The sequence below is a fragment of the Novipirellula aureliae genome (assembly GCF_007860185.1).
In the GTDB taxonomy this organism is placed as follows: Bacteria; Planctomycetota; Planctomycetia; order Pirellulales; family Pirellulaceae; genus Novipirellula_A; species Novipirellula_A aureliae.
Genome location: NZ_SJPY01000001.1, coordinates 643,166 through 661,809 on the forward strand (window position 1 = coordinate 643,166; position 18,644 = coordinate 661,809).

14 protein-coding genes are annotated in these 18,644 nt (G+C 52.8%); 5 read left to right on the forward strand and 9 right to left on the reverse strand.

What is annotated here, in order from left to right:
- Nucleotides 1-10 precede the first annotated feature (10 nt).
- A complete protein-coding gene (locus Q31b_RS02460) occupies nucleotides 11-1,426 on the reverse strand; it encodes a sigma-54-dependent transcriptional regulator (RefSeq protein ID WP_146598060.1) in 1,416 nt (471 codons plus the stop codon).
- A 530-nt stretch (nucleotides 1,427-1,956) separates the two neighbouring features.
- Here Q31b_RS02460 and dprA point away from each other — a divergent pair.
- The 3 genes from dprA (at nucleotide 1,957) to Q31b_RS02475 (ending at nucleotide 7,811) form a co-directional block, all read left to right on the forward strand.
- Nucleotides 1,957-3,093 carry a DNA-processing protein DprA gene (gene dprA / locus Q31b_RS02465; protein ID WP_231617249.1) on the forward strand — a complete coding sequence of 379 codons (1,137 nt, stop codon included), beginning with the start codon at nucleotides 1,957-1,959 and terminating at the stop codon, nucleotides 3,091-3,093.
- Between the two features lie 149 nt (nucleotides 3,094-3,242).
- Nucleotides 3,243-5,300, forward strand: a complete 2,058-nt coding sequence (gene mutL, locus Q31b_RS02470) for a DNA mismatch repair endonuclease MutL (protein WP_146598062.1) — start codon at nucleotides 3,243-3,245, stop codon at nucleotides 5,298-5,300.
- A gap of 177 nt (nucleotides 5,301-5,477) precedes the next feature.
- Nucleotides 5,478-7,811 (forward strand): prolyl oligopeptidase family serine peptidase, encoded by a 2,334-nt coding sequence (locus Q31b_RS02475; protein WP_197170778.1) that lies wholly within the window; start codon nucleotides 5,478-5,480, stop codon nucleotides 7,809-7,811.
- Between the two features lie 179 nt (nucleotides 7,812-7,990).
- Here the strand turns inward: Q31b_RS02475 and Q31b_RS02480 are convergent, their stop codons facing one another.
- The 3 genes from Q31b_RS02480 to Q31b_RS02490 form a co-directional block, all read right to left on the reverse strand.
- Entirely contained in the window at nucleotides 7,991-8,869 is an 879-nt protein-coding gene (locus Q31b_RS02480; protein WP_146598064.1) for an SPFH domain-containing protein, read from the reverse strand.
- Nucleotides 8,866-9,906, reverse strand: a complete 1,041-nt coding sequence (locus Q31b_RS02485) for an SPFH domain-containing protein (protein WP_146598065.1) — start codon at nucleotides 9,904-9,906, stop codon at nucleotides 8,866-8,868. The genes Q31b_RS02480 and Q31b_RS02485 overlap by 4 nt, the downstream gene beginning before the upstream one ends.
- 239 nt (nucleotides 9,907-10,145) lie before the next feature.
- A complete protein-coding gene (locus Q31b_RS02490; RefSeq protein ID WP_146598066.1) occupies nucleotides 10,146-11,507 on the reverse strand; it encodes a replication-associated recombination protein A in 1,362 nt (453 codons plus the stop codon).
- 35 nt (nucleotides 11,508-11,542) lie between these two features.
- Here Q31b_RS02490 and Q31b_RS02495 point away from each other — a divergent pair, with 35 nt between their 5' ends.
- Nucleotides 11,543-11,968: a DUF1499 domain-containing protein gene (locus Q31b_RS02495; protein WP_146598067.1), complete on the forward strand. Its 426-nt coding sequence runs from the start codon at nucleotides 11,543-11,545 to the stop codon at nucleotides 11,966-11,968.
- Between the two features lie 26 nt (nucleotides 11,969-11,994).
- Here Q31b_RS02495 and Q31b_RS02500 read toward each other — a convergent pair whose 3' ends face one another.
- Nucleotides 11,995-12,567 (reverse strand): hypothetical protein, encoded by a 573-nt coding sequence (locus Q31b_RS02500; RefSeq protein ID WP_146598068.1) that lies wholly within the window; start codon nucleotides 12,565-12,567, stop codon nucleotides 11,995-11,997.
- Between the two features lie 272 nt (nucleotides 12,568-12,839).
- On the opposite strand from Q31b_RS02500, the gene Q31b_RS02505 reads away from it, so the two are divergent.
- Nucleotides 12,840-13,382 carry a DinB family protein gene (locus tag Q31b_RS02505; RefSeq protein WP_146598069.1) on the forward strand — a complete coding sequence of 181 codons (543 nt, stop codon included), beginning with the start codon at nucleotides 12,840-12,842 and terminating at the stop codon, nucleotides 13,380-13,382.
- Between the two features lie 227 nt (nucleotides 13,383-13,609).
- Here Q31b_RS02505 and moaA read toward each other — a convergent pair whose 3' ends face one another.
- The 4 genes from moaA to metG all read right to left on the reverse strand — a co-directional run bounded on the left by moaA (nucleotide 13,610) and on the right by metG (nucleotide 18,278).
- The gene (moaA, locus tag Q31b_RS02510; protein WP_146598070.1) at nucleotides 13,610-14,590 is read right to left on the reverse strand and encodes a GTP 3',8-cyclase MoaA; all 981 of its coding nucleotides are present in this window, start codon (nucleotides 14,588-14,590) and stop codon (nucleotides 13,610-13,612) included.
- A 145-nt stretch (nucleotides 14,591-14,735) separates the two neighbouring features.
- Complete coding sequence (locus tag Q31b_RS02515; protein ID WP_146598071.1) at nucleotides 14,736-15,239, reverse strand: GNAT family N-acetyltransferase; 504 nt, start codon at nucleotides 15,237-15,239, stop codon at nucleotides 14,736-14,738.
- Between the two features lie 161 nt (nucleotides 15,240-15,400).
- Complete coding sequence (locus Q31b_RS02520) at nucleotides 15,401-16,216, reverse strand: alpha/beta hydrolase (RefSeq protein ID WP_146598072.1); 816 nt, start codon at nucleotides 16,214-16,216, stop codon at nucleotides 15,401-15,403.
- Between the two features lie 10 nt (nucleotides 16,217-16,226).
- Nucleotides 16,227-18,278, reverse strand: a complete 2,052-nt coding sequence (gene metG / locus Q31b_RS02525; protein WP_146598073.1) for a methionine--tRNA ligase — start codon at nucleotides 18,276-18,278, stop codon at nucleotides 16,227-16,229.
- Nucleotides 18,279-18,644 lie beyond the last annotated feature (366 nt).

Here is an 18,644-nt window from a genome sequence, read left to right on the forward strand (position 1 = left end):
GCAATGTCACTCAGCTCGCCGAGCTGACGGCGGCATCGATTGACTCGGCTTCGTGATTGTCCTGATGGCTGTGGAGAATCTGATAACGTTCTAGCAGGCGATAGAGTTTACGCCGATGGATGCCTAAGACTCGAGCGGTTTTTGCTTTGTTCCCATTCTCGCGTTCCAGCACCGCCAAGATATGTGCTTCGGTCACCTCATCGAGTAGATCACTTTTGGGATCGTTTTGCCTCGAAGACAGCGATCTTGTCGCGTCATTTTCAAGTCGATGCGCTTGGATCAAATCACGAGGTAAATCGTCGAGAGTGATCTCATCGTGGTCTGCCAAGATTGTCGCCCGCTCAATCACATTGATCAGTTCACGCACGTTGCCAGGCCAATGATGTTCATTCATCGCCGCGCGAGCCTCGGCATCAATCGACCAGCCCTTCGGGATGAAATGATCGATCAACAAATCGACATCACGACGATGGTCACGCAGAGGCGGTAAATGAATTGGCAACACGTTCACGCGGTAGAACAGGTCTTCGCGAAACGTTCCTCGCTTGACATCCTCTGACAAATCGCGGTTGGTTGCCGCGATGATACGGACATCCACCTTGCGTTCCTTGTGCGAACCAATTCTTCGTATCGAGCCGTCCTCAAGCACTCGTAGCAATTTGGGTTGCAGCGACAATGGCATTTCTCCGAGTTCATCGATCAGAAGCGTGCCACCATTGGCGACCTCAAACAAACCTGGCTTGTCGGCATAAGCACCCGTGAAGGAACCTTTTTCGTGACCGAATAATTCGCTCTCGACCAGCGATTCTGGTAGCGCTGCACAGTTGATCGCTAGGAACGGGTGATCTTTCAAATGGCTCGATCGCCAAATCGTTTTGGCCACCACCTCTTTCCCCGTACCGCTTTCACCCGTGATCAAAACTGGCTTGCTGGTCGGCGCAATTCGCTTGATCCAGGTGGCGACGGTACGCATCTCTTCTGAATCGCCAATCAGCTCCGTAACCTTTTCATTCCGCGTCATCATCGCTTTGAGTTGTTTGTTTTCGCGGCGTAGCCGACTCCGATCACGAGCTAATCGGCAATGATGCTCAAGGTCGCCGAGCGGGCAAGGCTTGGTCAAGTAATCCGTGGCTCCGAGTTTCATCGCTTGGACCGCCGATTCGATCGTTCCTTGGCCGGTTAAAATGACGACCTCCATGTCAATCTTGTCGTCTCGCAGGCGTTGCAATAGCTCGATACCCGACATCCCCGGCATATTCATATCGAAGACACCCACGTCAAAATCGTTACGTTGACAGATCGCCAATGCCTCGGCACCCCCCGCAGCAGCGACGACACGGTGCCCTTTCCGTTGCATCCACCGTGCGCACGAGTCGCGAAAATCGTAGTCATCTTCGACCAGCAAAACGGAAATCGATTCAACCATTGTCCCTGCACCTATGAGCCATCGTTCTATTGCCTAGGCTTTGTCTGAATACGTGGCAAACGCGGAAGCATCTTCAGGCAGAGCCTCGTGCGTTGTCAGCGTTTTCTTTCAGGGTAGTGGGTCTTGTTAAAGATCCTTCCGCATGAGGGATCTTTAACAAGATCCACTACTGCCAACCCTAATTCTCATCCCTGACAAAGCACTAGCACCGGAAAGACTCTATGGAGTGCAGTCCTAGTGCCAAGAACGGTTTAACTCATTAAACCATCGTTTTTCAAAAGAGTAAACCAAAATAACGTGCGAATACGCACGTGTCGGTGCATGGAGTGTGCGTATACGCACTTGTTGTGAAGTGGGAATGTGTCAAGAGAATCAGCCCGTATCGTCAACCTCGAAACCCTTGGCGACGTCCACTGCCCTAAATACTTGATCTCGACGCACCGCTTCATCTTGTTGAACCGCCCCCATCCTTTATGATGAAAACGTCACAGCGAAAGCCACCACTGGTTCGAAAAGAAAGGTTTTACGAAATGAGTGTCGAGCCAGCGGCAGGTAAAGCGGGGGAGCAGCTCGAGCTCGAATCGGTGTTGACGCTTTCGATGTTACCGGGACTTGGCCCGCGAACGCTGACCGCACTGCTGGATTGTTTTCCGACAGCCTCGGCTGTTTTATCAGCCGATGAATCGAAATTGGCGAGCGTTCATGGTGTCGGCATGAAGTTGATTCAAACCATTCGTACCGCCGCCCATCACGTTGACATACAAGCGGTCATCAGGTGGTGTCGCGAAAACGGTGTCGCGATGGTTGCGGCGGAACAGGACAGCTATCCGCGTCCGCTTTACGATTTGGTCGACACACCACCGGTGTTATTTGTGCGAGGGGATTTGTTGGCTCGTGACGAGTTGGCGGTGTCGATTGTTGGTACGCGTCATGGATCGGTGTATGGGCTCAAGCAGGCGGAGCGATTCGGATACTCGTTAGCCAAGGCAGGCGTCACCGTGGTTAGTGGGTTGGCGCGTGGCATTGACAGTGCCGCCCACCGTGGAGCCCTGGACGCCGGAGGGCGTACCATTGCGGTACTTGGCAGCGGTCTGGGGCAGATCTACCCCTCGGAGCACAAGGGCTTAGCGAGCGAGATTGCTGCAATGGGAGCGGTCATCAGCGAATACGCTCCTCATTGCAAACCGCATGCTGGAACGTTCCCGCAGCGGAATCGATTGATTGCGGCATTGGGGGTGGCGACATTGGTGGTCGAGGCTCCTGATCGTAGTGGAGCATTGATTACGGCCCGCTTGGCATGTGAGATGAACCGAGACGTCTTGGCGTTGCCGGGTCCGGTGACGAGCCGCACCTCGCGTGGCTGTAACCAATTGATTCGCGACGGAGCGATTTTGATTCAGAGCGTCGAAGATGTTCTCGAATCCCTTGGCCCGATGGTTGGTTCGGTAGAAGCGGAATCGGGGCAATCGATTCGCAGCGGCAGCGAACTGTTGCTCAATGAAGTGGAGCGGCAAATTCTTGATGCGATTGACGAAACCGGAACACCGATCGACACGGTGATCAACCAAACACGATTACCGGCTCACCGCGTCGTCGCAACGATTAGCGTATTGGAGATGCGATCGCTTGTTCGCCGTTTGAGCGGTCAGTACGTCAGTCGGGTTTAGGTGGCATGGGCTTGCCCCGATCTGTGGCAAGCCCGGCGGAAGCTGGAGTCAGCCAGATAAATTGCAACCCGGATTCGCTAGCAACTCGGACTTCAGCAGGAACTCGATTTTGGCTTGTGGTCTTGCTCGAAAACGGTACAGTAAACAGGATGACTACCTCAACAAAAACGAAGCCGATCATTCGGCAATTGCCGCCAAATCTTGTCAATCAAATTGCGGCTGGCGAAGTGATCGAACGGCCAGCATCGGTCGTCAAGGAGTTGCTCGAAAACAGTGTCGATGCCGGTGCGTTTCGAATTGAAGTGACGATTAACGGTGGAGGCAGCGAGTTAATTCGCATTAGTGATGATGGTTGTGGCATGTCGGAAGAGCAATTGCCATTGGCCGTCGCCAGTCATGCAACCAGCAAATTGCCTGATGAGCATGCACTGTTTCACGTCGACACGTTAGGGTTTCGCGGCGAGGCCTTGGCGTCAATCGGAAGCGTTTCTCAGCTGACGATCCGTAGCCGCAGCGAAGGCGATTCATGCGGCAGCGAGATCAATGTTCGTGGCGGTGTTGTCGAGTCTCCGGTCCCCTGTGGGTGCCCGGTTGGTACGGTCATGGAAATTCGCAATCTGTTCTTCAACACGCCCGTTCGCCATCGGTTCTTGAAGACCGCTCAAACCGAACGAGGGCACATCGTCGAAGCGTTTACTCGAATCGCATTAGCGAATCCCAAGATCCATTTTGTGATGACATCCAATGACAAGGTCGTCTATGATTTGCCACCCTCGGTGCGTTGGTCCGATCGCATCGAGGCATTCTTTGGTGGTGAGATTGCCGATTCCTTGATCCCGATTGAAAGCGACGATGCTCAGATACGAATCAGCGGATATGCATGCGATCCATCGGTCAGTCGCGGCAACAATCGGATGCAGTATTTGTTTCTCAACGGTCGGCACATTCGCGACCGCTCGCTGCAACATGCTCTGACGGAAGCGTACCGTGGACTCTTGATGGTTGGGCGTCATCCCGTCTGTTTTCTCCGAATGGAAATGCCTGCGGAGATGGTCGACGTGAATGTCCATCCATGCAAGTTGGAGGTGCGTTTTACCGATGGCGGACGGGTTTATGGACGCCTACTACAAACGCTGCGATATCAGTTTTTGAAAACCAACATGACACACCGCGTCGGGCCGAGTTCCTCGAGCGGTCTGCAAGTGGATGCGACAGAGATCAAGTCGATGCCAAACGAAGTGGCAACGCCCGGAGAAAGTGTTTTGGGCCTGCCTCGGCAAGTTGAGTCCGATCAGCGTCAAGAGGTCATTCATTGGGCGCGTTCGGGCGAATCGAGCTCAACAAACGCGACAAGTTCAACCCAACGTTTGCCCTCTCTTTCCGTGCCTGGTTTCCAACCCTTCCCAAGTGACGCTTCGAATTCTCGGCCTGACTCGGCGACGCTGACGACGCCAGCATTGTCCGAAGTCGCCATGTCCGAAGTCGCCATGTCCGAAGTCGCTGGCGTCAACGTCCCCCAACCCGATACCGCTCCTTGGGACGCTCCGAGCGAATCAACGGCAGAACCAAACCCGAACATGAATCCGACGGCTAACCCGACGGTTTGCTATTTGGGCTTTCAGGTCCACAATCGCTACTTGGTCACGCAAGATGAAAAAGGGATGGTCGTGATCGACCAACATGCACTGCATGAGCGGGTCTTGTACGAGCGGATCAAGGACAAGGTGTTAGGGGCACAAGAGCGGCTAGAGTCACAGCGGCTACTCGTGCCTGAACCGGTGTCTTTGACCCCTGCCGAGCGAACCGCTGCGCTGGAGGCCAAAGAGACACTGGCCCGAATTGGGATTGAAGTCGACGATTTCGGTGGGGAAACGATTTTGATCCATTCTTATCCAGCGATGCTCAGCAAGTCGTCTCCGAGTGACATGCTTCGAACGTTGCTTGAATCGTTGATGTCGGCGGGCAAGCAGCCTGATGCTCAAGACTTATTGAATCATTTGCTCAGCACGATTGCCTGCAAAGCGGCGGTGAAAGCGGGTGACCCGTTGACTCGCGAAGAGATCACCGCGTTACTGGAGCAACGTGATTTGTATCAAGATACGCATCATTGCCCGCATGGACGTCCGACGGCGATGTTCTTTAGCCGTGATGAACTCGATCGAATGTTTGGTCGGCTCGGCCCGCGAGGCCGTGCGAAAGGTCAATAGCCAAACCATACATCCCATACACCTTGGGCCAACCCGAGACCCTTCTGACGAGTGCGTAATCCTCTTCATGAGATACGGAACGGACTATTTACAGCATTCTGCTTTCTGATTAGCCTTTTCAGGTACGTTGGAGTCTTCCACACATACGTTCCCACCTCGCTTTGAAGGATGCACTTCATGAAGACGTTCTCGTCACATCGGCCTCTCGGCATCCGTCTTGGCTTGATTTTTCTGGTGTGCTTTTCAGCCGTCATCGGTTCGCCGTCAAATGGAGCGGAAACCATCAACTTGAAGATCAAGCCAAGGTGGACCGATGCCAATCATTTCTGGTTCATCCGGCAGTCCGAGGACGGGTCGAAGGAAACGATCGACGTGGACGCGCTGACGGGATCCATGACCGTGCGTTCGGCGGATCCGAATCGTGCAGCGTCCGATATCGAAGGCTTGAAGGGTGGTCCAATCCCCCATTCGGTCGCTGGGAGCAGCGGCGACACGGAAATCAAATTTGTCAATCAAACGAACCAGCCGATCACTGCATTTTGGGTGACATCGGATGGCAAGCGAGTGAAGTATGCGACGATCAAGCCTGGCAGCGACATGCATCAGCACACCTACACAGGCCATGCTTGGGCGGTGTTCGGTGAAGATGGGACCTTCTACGGCAGTATCACAGCGAAAGGACTTGGGCAGGACGCGATTGCCAAAGAATCCTATTCCCTAGAAAGGGGGCCTGAAGAACGGCGGCGCGGTGCAAAACGCTCGAGTGCCGCGAGATCACTTCGTCGTCAGGATTGGGAAGTGAGATTAATCGATGGCAAACTTCAACGCCGCACGACAAAAGACCAACAAGGGTCTTGGCAGCCCGTGGCGGAGGTCAACGCCTTGCTCGGCGATCAAGATCGCCTGACATCACCGCAGATTTCGCCAGATGATCGCTTTTTGGCAATCTGGAAGAAAACGGAGATTCCGACAAAGTCAGTTGCCACCATCGAATCCTCTCCCAAAGATGGCGGCCGCGCCGTGTTGCGACAACGTCCCTATTTGTTGCCTGGCGATCCAGTCGACCAATTTGAATTGATCGTCTGCGATACCGAGACTTGGGAACCGCTCGAACTCGAATTGCCAATCTTTGATTTTGGAACGCCCCGTATTCGCTTTTTTCGAGATCACGAGATCCTGATCCAAAAGGTGGATCGTGGACATCAACGATTTCGTCTGTTTTGCATCGATCCAGCCACTGCAAGCGTACGGACCCCGATAGACGAATCAACCGATACGTTTATCTGGACAATGAATGGGCCTGGTTTTCCAATCCTAACCTATTTGGAGAAAAGCGATCAGGTCATCTACGCCAGCGAACGGAGCGGGTGGCGGCATCTATACTTGGTCGATCTTGATTCGGATGGTTTGCTGAAGCCAATCACTCAAGGGGAATTCTTGGTTCGAGATTTGATTGAAGTGGATGAAGAAAATCAAACGATTGATCTGGCAATCGGCAGCTATCATGCCGACCAAGATCCCTATCACAAGCATCTCGCTCGAGTCAAATTCGATGGCAGCCACTTTGTCGTCCTGAGCGATGGCAACGGCGACCATCAATGGCAGTTTTCGCCCGATCGCCGATATGTCGTGGTTTCCTATAGCCGAGTGGATCAACCACCCATTCACGAACTGCGACGTTGCGATGATGGCAGCATCGTCGCGACACTTGCCATCGCGAAGCGAATCCCTCAATCGGATGAAATCCTTTGGGAAATGCCAACGGTCTTTTCAGCAAAAGGCCGTGACGGACAAACGGACATTTGGGGACTCATCACCTTTCCACCCAACTATGATCCCGACGCCGATAGAAAGTATCCGGTCATTGAAGCAATCTATGCCGGTCCGCATGGATCGCATGTGCCCAAGAGGTACCGCGGATCACCGTTTCACAAAGACCTGAACGATCTCGGGTTCATTGTGGTGCAAATCGATGGCCAAGGGACAGCCAATCGTTCGAAGGCGTTTCACGACGTGTGTTGGCAAAACCTAAAAGATGCCGGTTTCCCCGATCGTATTGCCTGGATGAAAGCGGCCGCGAAGGAGTATCCCGGAATGGATTTGGATCGGGTTGGCATTTATGGAACCTCCGCAGGTGGCCAAAATGCAATGGGAGCGCTGCTTTTCCACGGAGATTTCTACAAAGCGGCGATGGCCGCCTGCGGTTGTCATGACAATCGCATGGACAAGGCATCCTGGAATGAGCAATGGATGGGCTATCCGGTCGGACCTCACTATGCCGAGTGCAGTAACGTCGATAATGCTCACCGACTTGAAGGCAACCTACTGCTCATCCTCGGCGAGCTTGATAGCAACGTGCCACCGGAATCGACACTTCGCGTTGTTGATGCATTGATCAAAGCCGACAAAGACTTCGAGTTCTTGATGGTCCCTGGAATAGGTCATAGCAGCGGTGGACCCTACGGATGGCGACGAACCAAAGATTTCTTCGTTCGGGCGCTTCAGCCGTAAGCCGGGCTAGCGAATTTGATCGCCCTGAATGATCAACATTGCCATTCGTATCGGACCGCTTTTCATTGCCTCAGCGACTCGTCGCTGATATGGCCTGCGACGATCTTCGATCGGCCGAGGTTTAAACGGATGAAGAGTACACCCGTTTGGTTTGCTATCTGGGATTCGTTAGTTCCCTGTTATAGCCGAGTTCGATCACCGAGTTGAATCAGTAGATTTCCCATCTCGGGTAGAACGTCAATTGCGGCGTCGGATTCGAGCAGGTTATCGATCTCCATTACCTCTTGAACGGTATCAAGAATCTCGGGATCGAGTTTAGCGATTTCGTTGAGCTTCTTGCCGACGATCTCTGGCCGCGCTGCGGATGCTTCGGCCATCTTTTGTGAAACCTTAAAAGCGGTTTCACTTTTGATTAACCCCACACGGTTCTCGCCATCTTGCTTCATCGCACTGGTAACTTGCACAAGTCGTTTGACGACCTTCTCGGTAATATTTTCAACCATTTGGACATCGGTAAATTCGACTTTGCGAATGTAAACCGATCCGAGCCGATAGCCCCACTTTTCGGACAATGGGGACACCGCCGCGCGAACCGTTCGGCTCAGACTGTGCCGGTCCTCGAGCATTTTTTCCATTTCCAAATTGCTGAGTGTCGAGATCGTCGAACTGGTCACATTGGCTTGCAGGGATCCATCCGGGTTTGCGTTCGTGAACAGATATGCGACGGGATCCTTGACTTGCATCTCGTACCAAATCCCCACGCCCATTGGCGTTCCTTCCTCGGAATTGACCATTTGGCTTCGCAGGTAATGCTGACGAAGCGCCGTGTTGACGACATACTTCTTTCCGAAGAAAGGGATTAGCATCGCCCGTGGACCGTAATACGAAATGGGGAAATGCAAACCAGCTTGATCGATCGTTCCGATCACTTTGCCGAACAACGTAAAGACTTGTGATTGGCATTCTCCGACACAGGTGTAAAGGCCGAATGCGCGAGCGAGTCCGAGCAGAATGGGGATCACGGCCAAGCCAAGAACAAAACCAGGAATAATACTCATTGGTTGGCTCCTTTATCGGAAGAGGTTTTAATCAGGAATCGGCCTGCTCGTTTAAACAGGGGAACGCGAGCGTTTCGCAGGTATGCTTGTAAACAGGCCGACCCACCCTCTTTCTTGATCGATGCAAGGGTTCCCGCAAGTTCTTGCAGCGGAGCGACTTCAGCTTGGGCATTGTTCGTTGCAATTTCGACTGCTCGAGCACTCATCGTGATTTGTTGTTCGGAATCCGCTCGAGCTGTACTGATATCGGCGGCGACTTGGTTGCGGGTGCTATTGATGGCTGAAAGGGCTCGGTCGACCTCCGCTGGCGGATCGATTTCCGTAATCAATGCGGCATCCAATTCGATACCGTAGCGAGCGGTCGTGTTGCGGCACTGTTCTTCCATGTACTGGTTTAACAGCGGCAAATTCTTTCGCAAATCGTTAATGGAGACGCCTTCGGAAAGTTCCACCGCACTGCTGCTTGCTGCGTCCGCTTTCCCATCTCCGTCGCCGGTTTCGAGTTCTGTGGCTTCGAGCAAGCTTTGGCCCTTCGGATCGACAAAGTTGGCGATTCGTTCTCGGAGCACCGAGACGAAGTAGCCCATCACATGTTCGAGAGGACTGGTGACGCCAAACAAAAACGGGTACAGATTGCTTTCGCTAATGCGGTAACGAATTTGGCCGTTCACGCCCGTTGTCAAGTTATCCTTTGTGACCGCTTCAATCGTTTCTTGATACTTTGACGGGTCCCACGACAGGTCGACCGCCTGAGTCGCAACGGTAACTTTGTGGACCGTTTGCCAAGGCATTTTAAAGTACGGACCGCCGGGACGGATTACTTGAACCTGTGGGTATTCGTAGCGTTGGACTTCATCATCGCTAAGCGAAGGATTGCCGGCATCGGCTGCTTGACGGGTGCCAGGCATAATCTGGGCGGCACCGAAGCTAGTCACCACCGCCCGTTGATCTGGTGACACCGTGTAAAGGCATCCCGCCAGAACACGGAAGGTAGAGTAAACGATCAAGCCCGCTACAAAGGCGGCGAGAAAAAACATGTCAAAGCACCCAATTCGAGGAAGTGTGTTATGCTCCTGGTCTCCGATTCATCGGAGAAAACTGTTATAAGTCCTCAGCGTGTCACTCGCGAGGGGGGGGCGGGATATACGGGGTGATTTGTCAAATCCATCCTCTCGATGGCGGTAGTGGATCTTGTTAAAGATCCTCAGGCATCAGGATCTTTAACAAGATCCCCAGGCATCAGGATCTTTAACAAGATCCCCAGGCATCAGGATCTTTAACAAGATCCACTACCTTTGACCGCTTCGCTCTTTTTCGATTTGCCCAATTGTTCGTTGATGATTTTCATTCGCTGCTGCAATTCGAGTTCGAAACCTCGGTCCACGGGTTGATAGTAATTTCGGTCGACGCCCAAATAGTCTTGCTTAGCGACCCCATCTTCGGCATCGTGGCTGTACTGATAGCCTTCGCCGTGTCCGAGCGATTTTGCTCCTGCATAATGGGCACATCGTAATTCCTTTGGAATCGGGACGACGCTATTTTCGCGGACATCGCGGCGAGCAAGTCCGATTGCCATCGTCGCTGCATTGCTTTTGGGAGCCAACGCCAAATAGGCAACCGTCTGACTGAGGGTTAATTGGGCTTCGGGCAAACCGACGAACTCACAAGCTTGCATCGCCGAGACCGCAAGGCCAAGCGCGGCAGGGTCGGCGTTTCCGATATCCTCGCTAGCCAAGATAACCAACCGTCGACACAAGAAGCGAATGTCCTCGCCGCCCTCTAACATCCGAGCGAGCCAGTACAAACCGGCATCGACGTCACTGCCGCGAATACTCTTAATCAGAGCGCTCGCCAAATTGTAGTGATCGTCACCGCTGCCATCGTAGCCACCAATTCGATTGCCGATCGATTCGATGACTGTTTTTTGGGTAATTGATTCTGATTGCTTCGTATTGCTTAGCACTGCGATTTCCAATGCCGAAAGGGCTCGGCGTGCGTCACCTTCACACGCTTCGCTCAAATAGGTCAACGCTTGCTCATCGATCTTCGGCGCAAACGACGCGAGCCCGAGTGAATCGTCTTCGATCGCCCGATCGAGGATGTGCCGAATGTCGTCAGCCGACAAAGACTCGAGTGCAAACAGTTGACTTCGCGATAGCAAGGCTCCGTTAACGGCAAAGTAGGGGTTGCTTGTCGTGGCCCCGATCAAGGCCACCATTCCCTCTTCGACGTCGGGCAAGAGTGCATCTTGTTGGCTCTTGCTAAATCGATGAATCTCATCGACAAAAAGAATGGGTCGCGGATCACCTGCCGAGACGACATCCCGGGCCCAGGCCAAGACTTCACGCAGTTCCTTGACTCCACTGGTGACCGCACTGACGCTGCGGATTTGGCTGCCGGTTTCCTTGCCGATCAGGTGCGCTAAGGTCGTCTTGCCTGTTCCAGGAGGCCCAAACAGGATGATTGACCCCAGACGTCCTGAATCAATCATTCGGCGAAGCAGTTTTCCCTTTCCTAGAATTTGGCGTTGACCGACAAAATCAGCCAAGCGAGTTGGCCGCATTCGAGCAGCTAACGGTTGGGCCAATTTTAGGTTATCTTCTTCTGCGTCGGCAAACAAAGATCGATGGTTAGGCATGAGAAGGCTCGAACTTGGAAACGAAAAGGCTGAAAATGATTGGATTCATCGTACTGGCGGTCGTTGCGATTTCCATCGTCGCGGTTTGTTCGCGAATTGACAACTGGAGTCGTGACTTTACCACAAACGATGCGAAATTGGCTCTCGATAGTCTCGATCCCGGCCTCCGGATAGCTCCGCTTTCCGAGTCGGCGGAAGTCGTCGCTCAGCGAATCGAAACATGGGCTGGTGAGCAGTCGAAATGGAAGGTCTTGGAACGAAAGTCAAGTGATCGCGGTATCCACCTGCATCTGACTCGCACAACGATGCTCTTTCGTTTCGTCGATGATATCCATGTGGACTTGGTCCGCGCGGGCGATGGATGCCGAATGGAAGCGGAAAGCCAATCACGGGTTGGAAAAGGTGACTTGGGGCAAAACCCTAGAAATTTGAAAGAATTGGTTTCGGCGGTAAGGTCTTGAAGCCGTTTCTTGGTGAGGGTGGCTCCTTAGATACTGACGTCCGGCGTCCAATCGATTAACGTTCGTTGATTCGATTCCCTCCGCATCAATCGACACACGATCGATGGGAGGCTTAATTCGGTGAAGGCGGACATGGTGATGATCGAATGGTTGTACTTGAGCATCGCTTGGTAAGAAGCTTCGCGGGCCTCAGCCAAACCGAGTAAGCATGCATTGACCGTGGGCAGATTCATGACGTCTTCGTCATTCTCAGCTAGACGCAGTAGTTGGTCGGTCGACAACCATAATTCCGATTGAGCTTGGGACAACGATCTTGGTAGCAGCCGATTCGCAGGTTCTTCAAGCATGGACTTCAAAATCGCATTGGCACTCAAGCGGTCACGAGTGACCTGAGTCTGCAAACAGGGGGCGAAGCGTGAGGGGATTGATTCCACCAGATGTTCTAAGATCAAATGCTCTTTGCGGATTGCGGCCAGCAAATGAGTGAAAGCATCATCACACATCGAACGCATTTTGTACATCGAGCGATAGGTCCAAGCGATGCTTGTGGCCAGCAATAAGACGAGCAACAAGACGGTGATGGCAACGGCGGATTCCACGGGAATTCATTTCGTTTCGTTGATGCAAAACAGATCAGTCGCAAAATCGATCTGCGTCCCTCTCTATAGTTACGCACATTTTTTTACCCGTTACAATAGGCAGCTCAAGAATATCGCTGAGAATTTTCTCCATCCCCCCAATGTTGCTGGTTAGCATGCTCCCACCAGTGAGCCGCTGCTTTGGAGGTCCTGGCCCCCCGATTTTGGTGGGAGGCTCCTTCCTCGCAAGTTGCTGAGCTAAATCGAGTCACTGATGCTAAGAGGTATTGAGTATGGATCGAATCGCCAGTCGTCGGCCTCTGCCTAGCGAAATCGCGTCACCTTATCAACAAGGTTTGATAGATCGGGTACGGGGTGATTGCGTTATTGAGCAGATGGAAGCCCAGTTGTTTACCATTTGCGAGTTGGCGAGCAGCGTTTGTGTCGAACAAGTCGATAAGCTGCATTCCCCTTACACTTGGACGATTCGCCAAGTGTTTGAGCATTGCGCCGATGCAGAGCGAGTGTTCGGCTATCGGATCATGCGATTTGCTGCGGGAGACTCGACGGAATTGGTTGGCTGGGATGAAAATGTCTATGCCGATTCTCGCTTCGGATTAGGGCCTTTCGGCCAATTGGTTAATGAGCTGGGTGTGCTCCGTCAAGCGAATGTCCATCTGCTTCGGCGACTGGTTCCTCAAGCATGGGATCGTCTTGGCGTTGCCGATGGAAAGCGAACTTCGGTCCGAGCAATTGCCTGGCTCGCGACGGGGCATCTCGATCATCACCTAAGCATTGTCGCAAAACGCTGTGGCTTAGCGTTGCCAGCCATGTAGAACGAAATTCGATTCGTCAGCTTGCCGTTTGTTGTCAGCTCGCGGCGATTGTCGCTCTGTTCTTTGAGCGGAATGCGGCTTCGCGACCTCAAGTTCCCTAGTGCTTTGTCACACGAAGAATTGAAGGAAAGCATCTCTCGTGAGGGTGGCTTCCAGTCGCAGCTTACCGGGGCACGATGCCCCCAGCCACTCTTTTGCCAAGCCTAAAATCAAGCGGTGACTGAGGACTAGCCGCCGATCGAATACATGGGCCGCGAAGGACGCCGAAACGATAAATCGTCTGTCCCATGGCCCGCTTTCTTTTCCAGAACTGCGGTCTTAATCTTTTCAGCGATAACCTCGTCCGTCGCTCCACTGCGCATCAAGCTCTTCACGTCACCCGAATCCTCTCCGAAAAGACAACTGCGAAGTTGCCCATCGGCGGTCAATCGCAGTCGATTGCAGGTGCTGCAGAAGGGTTCACTCACCGAGGGGACGATTCCAATGCAGCCCGCGGAATCGACAAATCGATAGTCGGTTGCCGGCGACGAGTCCTGTTTTTCGACTTTTTCCAATACCCCAACCTGCTCGCGAAACAGATCCAAGATTTTTGCACCGGAGAGCATTTTCGCTTCCTCCCAGTTCGCATCAGAATCGAGGGGCATGAATTCAATGAATCGTACTGGAATTCCTGTACGCTTCGTCAACGCTGCAAACGCTTTGATCTGGAATTCTGTCAAACCCTGCATCGCAATCGAATTGATCTTGACGGACATTCCGATCGAGATTGCGCGGTCGATCCCGTCGAGCACCTTTTGCAGGCCCGGTCGCCGAGTCGCTTGGCGAAACGAGGCTTCATCGAGTGCATCAAGACTGACATTCACACTGCGTAAGCCGGCAGCGAACAATCGTTCAAGCTGGTCCGAGAGCAATATGCCGTTGGTCGTCAACGACACTTTTTCGAGTCCTTTGACGGCAACGATCTTCTCCATCAGGTTCCATAATTCGGCTCGCACGAGTGGTTCACCGCCCGTCACGCGAACATCATCCACGCCTAACCCAGCGGCAATCTGCACAAATCGCTCGATCTCTTCGAAAGAAAGAATTTCACTGCGTTCCTGGTAATCAGGGGTCGCGGCAGGCATGCAGTAGGTGCATCGCAAATTACAGCGATCGGTAACGCTGATTCGTAAACTGGTGTGAACGCGACCAAATCGATCAATCAGCATGGAAAGGGCACAAAGAAACGGTTTTGAAATAGGCGGAAGCAGAGTGAATTATACACCTTTTGGTGTCGATTGTTACTGCCCATTCGCTCCGTCCCTCCGAGAGGGAACATTCCGTCGCTCCGTCTCTGGAGATGCAGATCCTGTCCTACGTCGACGATCGATAGAGTTTTTGCAGGATGGCGAGGTCTACCCAGGCGTTGTTCATCCATCCAATCTCTTTTTGAATACCAACCAATTCAAAACCATGCCGATAATGAAAAGCCATGCTGCGCTGGTTATCGGCAATGATGCGAGCGACAGCGTGGTGCAAGTGATGTTCCATGCAGTGCTGGTCAATCGCGAATTGTAGTTGATCGGCGATCCCCTTTCCAAATTCGCTTGGCGAGATATAGATTGCCGTTTCGCAGGTTAGCTTAAATCCCTGACGCTCACTGTATCGTCTAGCGCACGCCCAACCGGAAACGCGCCCATTGGTCTCGGACACGTACCAGCCTTCAGGCGGTTCCGCACCGATGCGTCCTGCAATGACGCTGCATGTTTGATGCACCGTATCAAACGTTGAACCGCCTTGGTCGACGTAAAGATTGTAAATCGCGGCGATTTGCTCGGCATCGTCGCTTACCGCTTTGCGTATATTCAGTAAGTTCATGGTTGCAAACTAAGACCTCATTTCATGAAACGAGTGTTTTGTCAGGGATAGGAATGAGGGTTGGCAGATCTATTCGTGGCGTAGGCTTCCAGCCTGCGATTTGCGACAGGAATGGATTGGCAGGCAGGATGCCTACCTCACGTTTTGATGTCGCTAAAACGCTAGACACCCGATTGATTGCACAACCAATCAACTCCGTTACTCACCGCCAAGCCGTGCGAGTCATCAATGATTCCATCATGTCCGATCCCCTTGAGTTCCACCAAGTATTGGGGTCCAGCATAAGCGTCCCGAATCATCTGTTGCATTTCGGGCAACACCAAAGTATCGAATTCGGATTGGAAAAACAAAGCTGGCACATCAACCCGAGGTGCCGTTAGCAAAGCATTCATCGCCGCGTCAAGTCGGTCGGTGATCGATTTCACGAAGCGTCCAAGGGGATACTTTTTTGCTACATGACGAACGACATGATCGAGCGGTGGCGGGTTTCGAAGGATCAACCCCGTTGGTTTGAAATCAGCATTGGCAGATACCCCAAGTGCCGTGGCACATCCTAAGCTATTGCCGAGCATCCAGATCGGCGGGCGCGAACCATCGGATCGATCGTATGAAAGAGCAACGTGGTCGTAAAAACAGAGTGCCGAGTTGGCGATATTCTCTAGCGAAGCTCGGCCAGCACTCTGTCCATATCCGGGCGGATTCCATGTCCAGACATGAACGCGGCGAGCGTTCAAAAAAGGGGTCGGAAAGGCGGTCGATCTTTCCCCGCGTCCAGCGGTCCCAGGGAACTTCAAGATGACTAGATCAGGCGTCTCGGTCGGAGGCTGGCTGTCGCGTAAAAAGGTTTCCAGCGGACCCAGCTTCGTCGGCACCATCACTCGCCGCTGTTCGCCGTGGTCGAGCGGGTGGCTGCTCGGGCGAAGAATCATGCGGCTAAGCATTCGGCTGCGGAAACGATTGATCGGTCGTCGGCTCATTCGGTGGCTCTTAATGGACCCGTTGTCCGGGAACCGCTCCGTCGTCAACACCTAGGATGAACACCTCGGCCCCGCCTGGCCCCGACGCGGTCACCATGCCTTCGCTCAGCCCAAATCGCATTTTTCGTGGTTTCAAGTTTGCGACCATAACGACCAAACGACCCACTAAATCCTCGGGAGCGTAGGCTGCTTTGATGCCAGCGAAAACTTGACGACGATGATCGCCACCGAGACTGAGTGTTAACTTCAGTAGTTTATTCGCTTCGGGCACGTGCTCTGCCGCGATCACACGTGCGACACGCAAATCGACTTTTGCAAAGTCATCGATCGTAATCTCCTCGGCTAGCGGTTCGGCCTTTAGTGCTTCGTCGCTATCGTTGAACGCGGCCGCAGCTGCTTCCGTCGCATTCGCTTCTGCCGCTTCCGCAGCCAATGCTTTACTCTCTTCGATCATCTTCGTAATCTCCTCGGGTTGAACACGGTCCATCATCCGCTTGAATTTTGCGACCGGGGTTCCGGTCAATGGTGTTTTACTTTGATCCCATGACGTGATCGGCTCCCCGAGCAGTTCGCTGCACTGGGTCGCTAACTCGGGCAAGACCGGAGCCAAGTAGATCGCCAATTGGCGAAATAGATTCAGTGCCACCGTACAAACGTCCTGCAACTCTCGCTGGCGAGCGGGGTCCCTTTTCATCTCCCACGGCTTGGCATGTTCGACAAACGGGTTGGCTGCGTCGGCCAGTTCCATGATTCTTCGCATCGCTCGGCTATAGTCACACGCTTCATAGGCTGCCGCTATGTCGTCACCCGCCTTGGCAGCCGCCTCGAACAGACCACCATCCTCAGGATAGGTCGTCGACAATCCAGTTGCATGAGCGAACTTGCCAACTCGGCTAGCCAGATTCACAACCTTGCCCACCAAGTCGCTGTTGATTTTGTCGGCAAACTCTTCGATTGCTAAATCCAAATCTTCGACTCGTGGCGTCAACTTCGTCGCGTAGAAGTAACGAAGATAAGATGGTTTGGAGTATTTCAAGAACGTTTCAGCCGAGATCAACGTTCCGGTTGACTTGCTCATTTTTTCGCCGTCAACCGTCAAAAAACCATGAATGCGTACTTTGGTCGGCAAGTTGAAGCCAGCGGTTTCTAGCATACCAGGCCAAAACAGCGTATGGAAATAGGTGATATCCTTGCCGATGAAGTGGTGAATCTCACATTCATCACTCTCCCACCAATCCTCTAGCTTCTCGCCGTTGGCATCACACCACTGTTGAGTGCTGGCGATGTAACCGATCGGGGCATCGAACCAGACGTACCAGAAATTGCCTGGTGAGTCGGGAATCTCGAATCCAAAGTAAGGTCCTGGGCGACTGATGTCCCAATCCCTTAACTCATCTGCCAAAAAATGCCCCTTCAAGTAGTTCGCGGTTTCGGTTTGCAGTGCCTCACTTTCGTCGATCCATTTGGTCAAGAAACCATGTAGCTTTTCAAGCTCGACAAACAGATGGATCGCTTCACGAATTTCGGGTGTCGCACCACTGAGCGTACTTTTGGGGTCGATCAGGTCCGTCGGACTGTAGGTGTGTCCACAAACACAATTGTCACCCGGTTGATCGGTTCGACCACACTTTGGGCATGTTCCGCGAACGAAGCGATCGGCCAAAAACGTTTCGGCTTCGGGGTCATACAATTGGGCGACCGGCCGCTGAACGATCAAATCTTTTTCGCGAAGCGCCGCCCAAACACGACCGCAAACCTTGCGGTTTTCATCACTATGGGTGCTGCCGTAATTGTCGAATTCAATCCCAAACCCAGCAAAATCTCGCTGGTGCGATTCACTCATCGCGGTGATCAATTCCTCTTCGCTACGGCCTTCCTTGCGAGCACGGATCATGATCGCCGTTCCATGCGTATCGTCAGCACAGACGTAGATGCATCGGTTACCAGACAGCTTCTGAAACCGCACCCAAATATCGGTTTGAATGTATTCAACCAAATGGCCGATGTGGATCGGCCCGTTGGCATACGGCAAAGCACTCGTGACAAGAATTCGGCGTGGCATGAAAGGATCGTTGGGGAAATCGATGAAAGAAAGATGAATTTACGTTCGTTGGGAAGAGCTAAAAGATAGTGGATGTGTTCGACAATGAGTAGTGGATCTTGTTAAAGATCCGACAAGGGGGTGGTGGATCCTGATAAAGATTTCACCCGTAATTCGCCTGGAATCTGGCCAGAGATCCAATTGGTAACGAGCTGTTCAACACGTCTCGGCGCGATCAAAAACAACGAAAAACGTCCGTGAAACTCAAAAAAATTAAAGTTCTACTCGATTCCCTTTTCATTGCCCTTGTCCTGACGCGTACATTTGATGGAGTATCCAGCCGCACGACAATGCGTGGATCGAGCAAGGAAGCACGGTCAATACCCT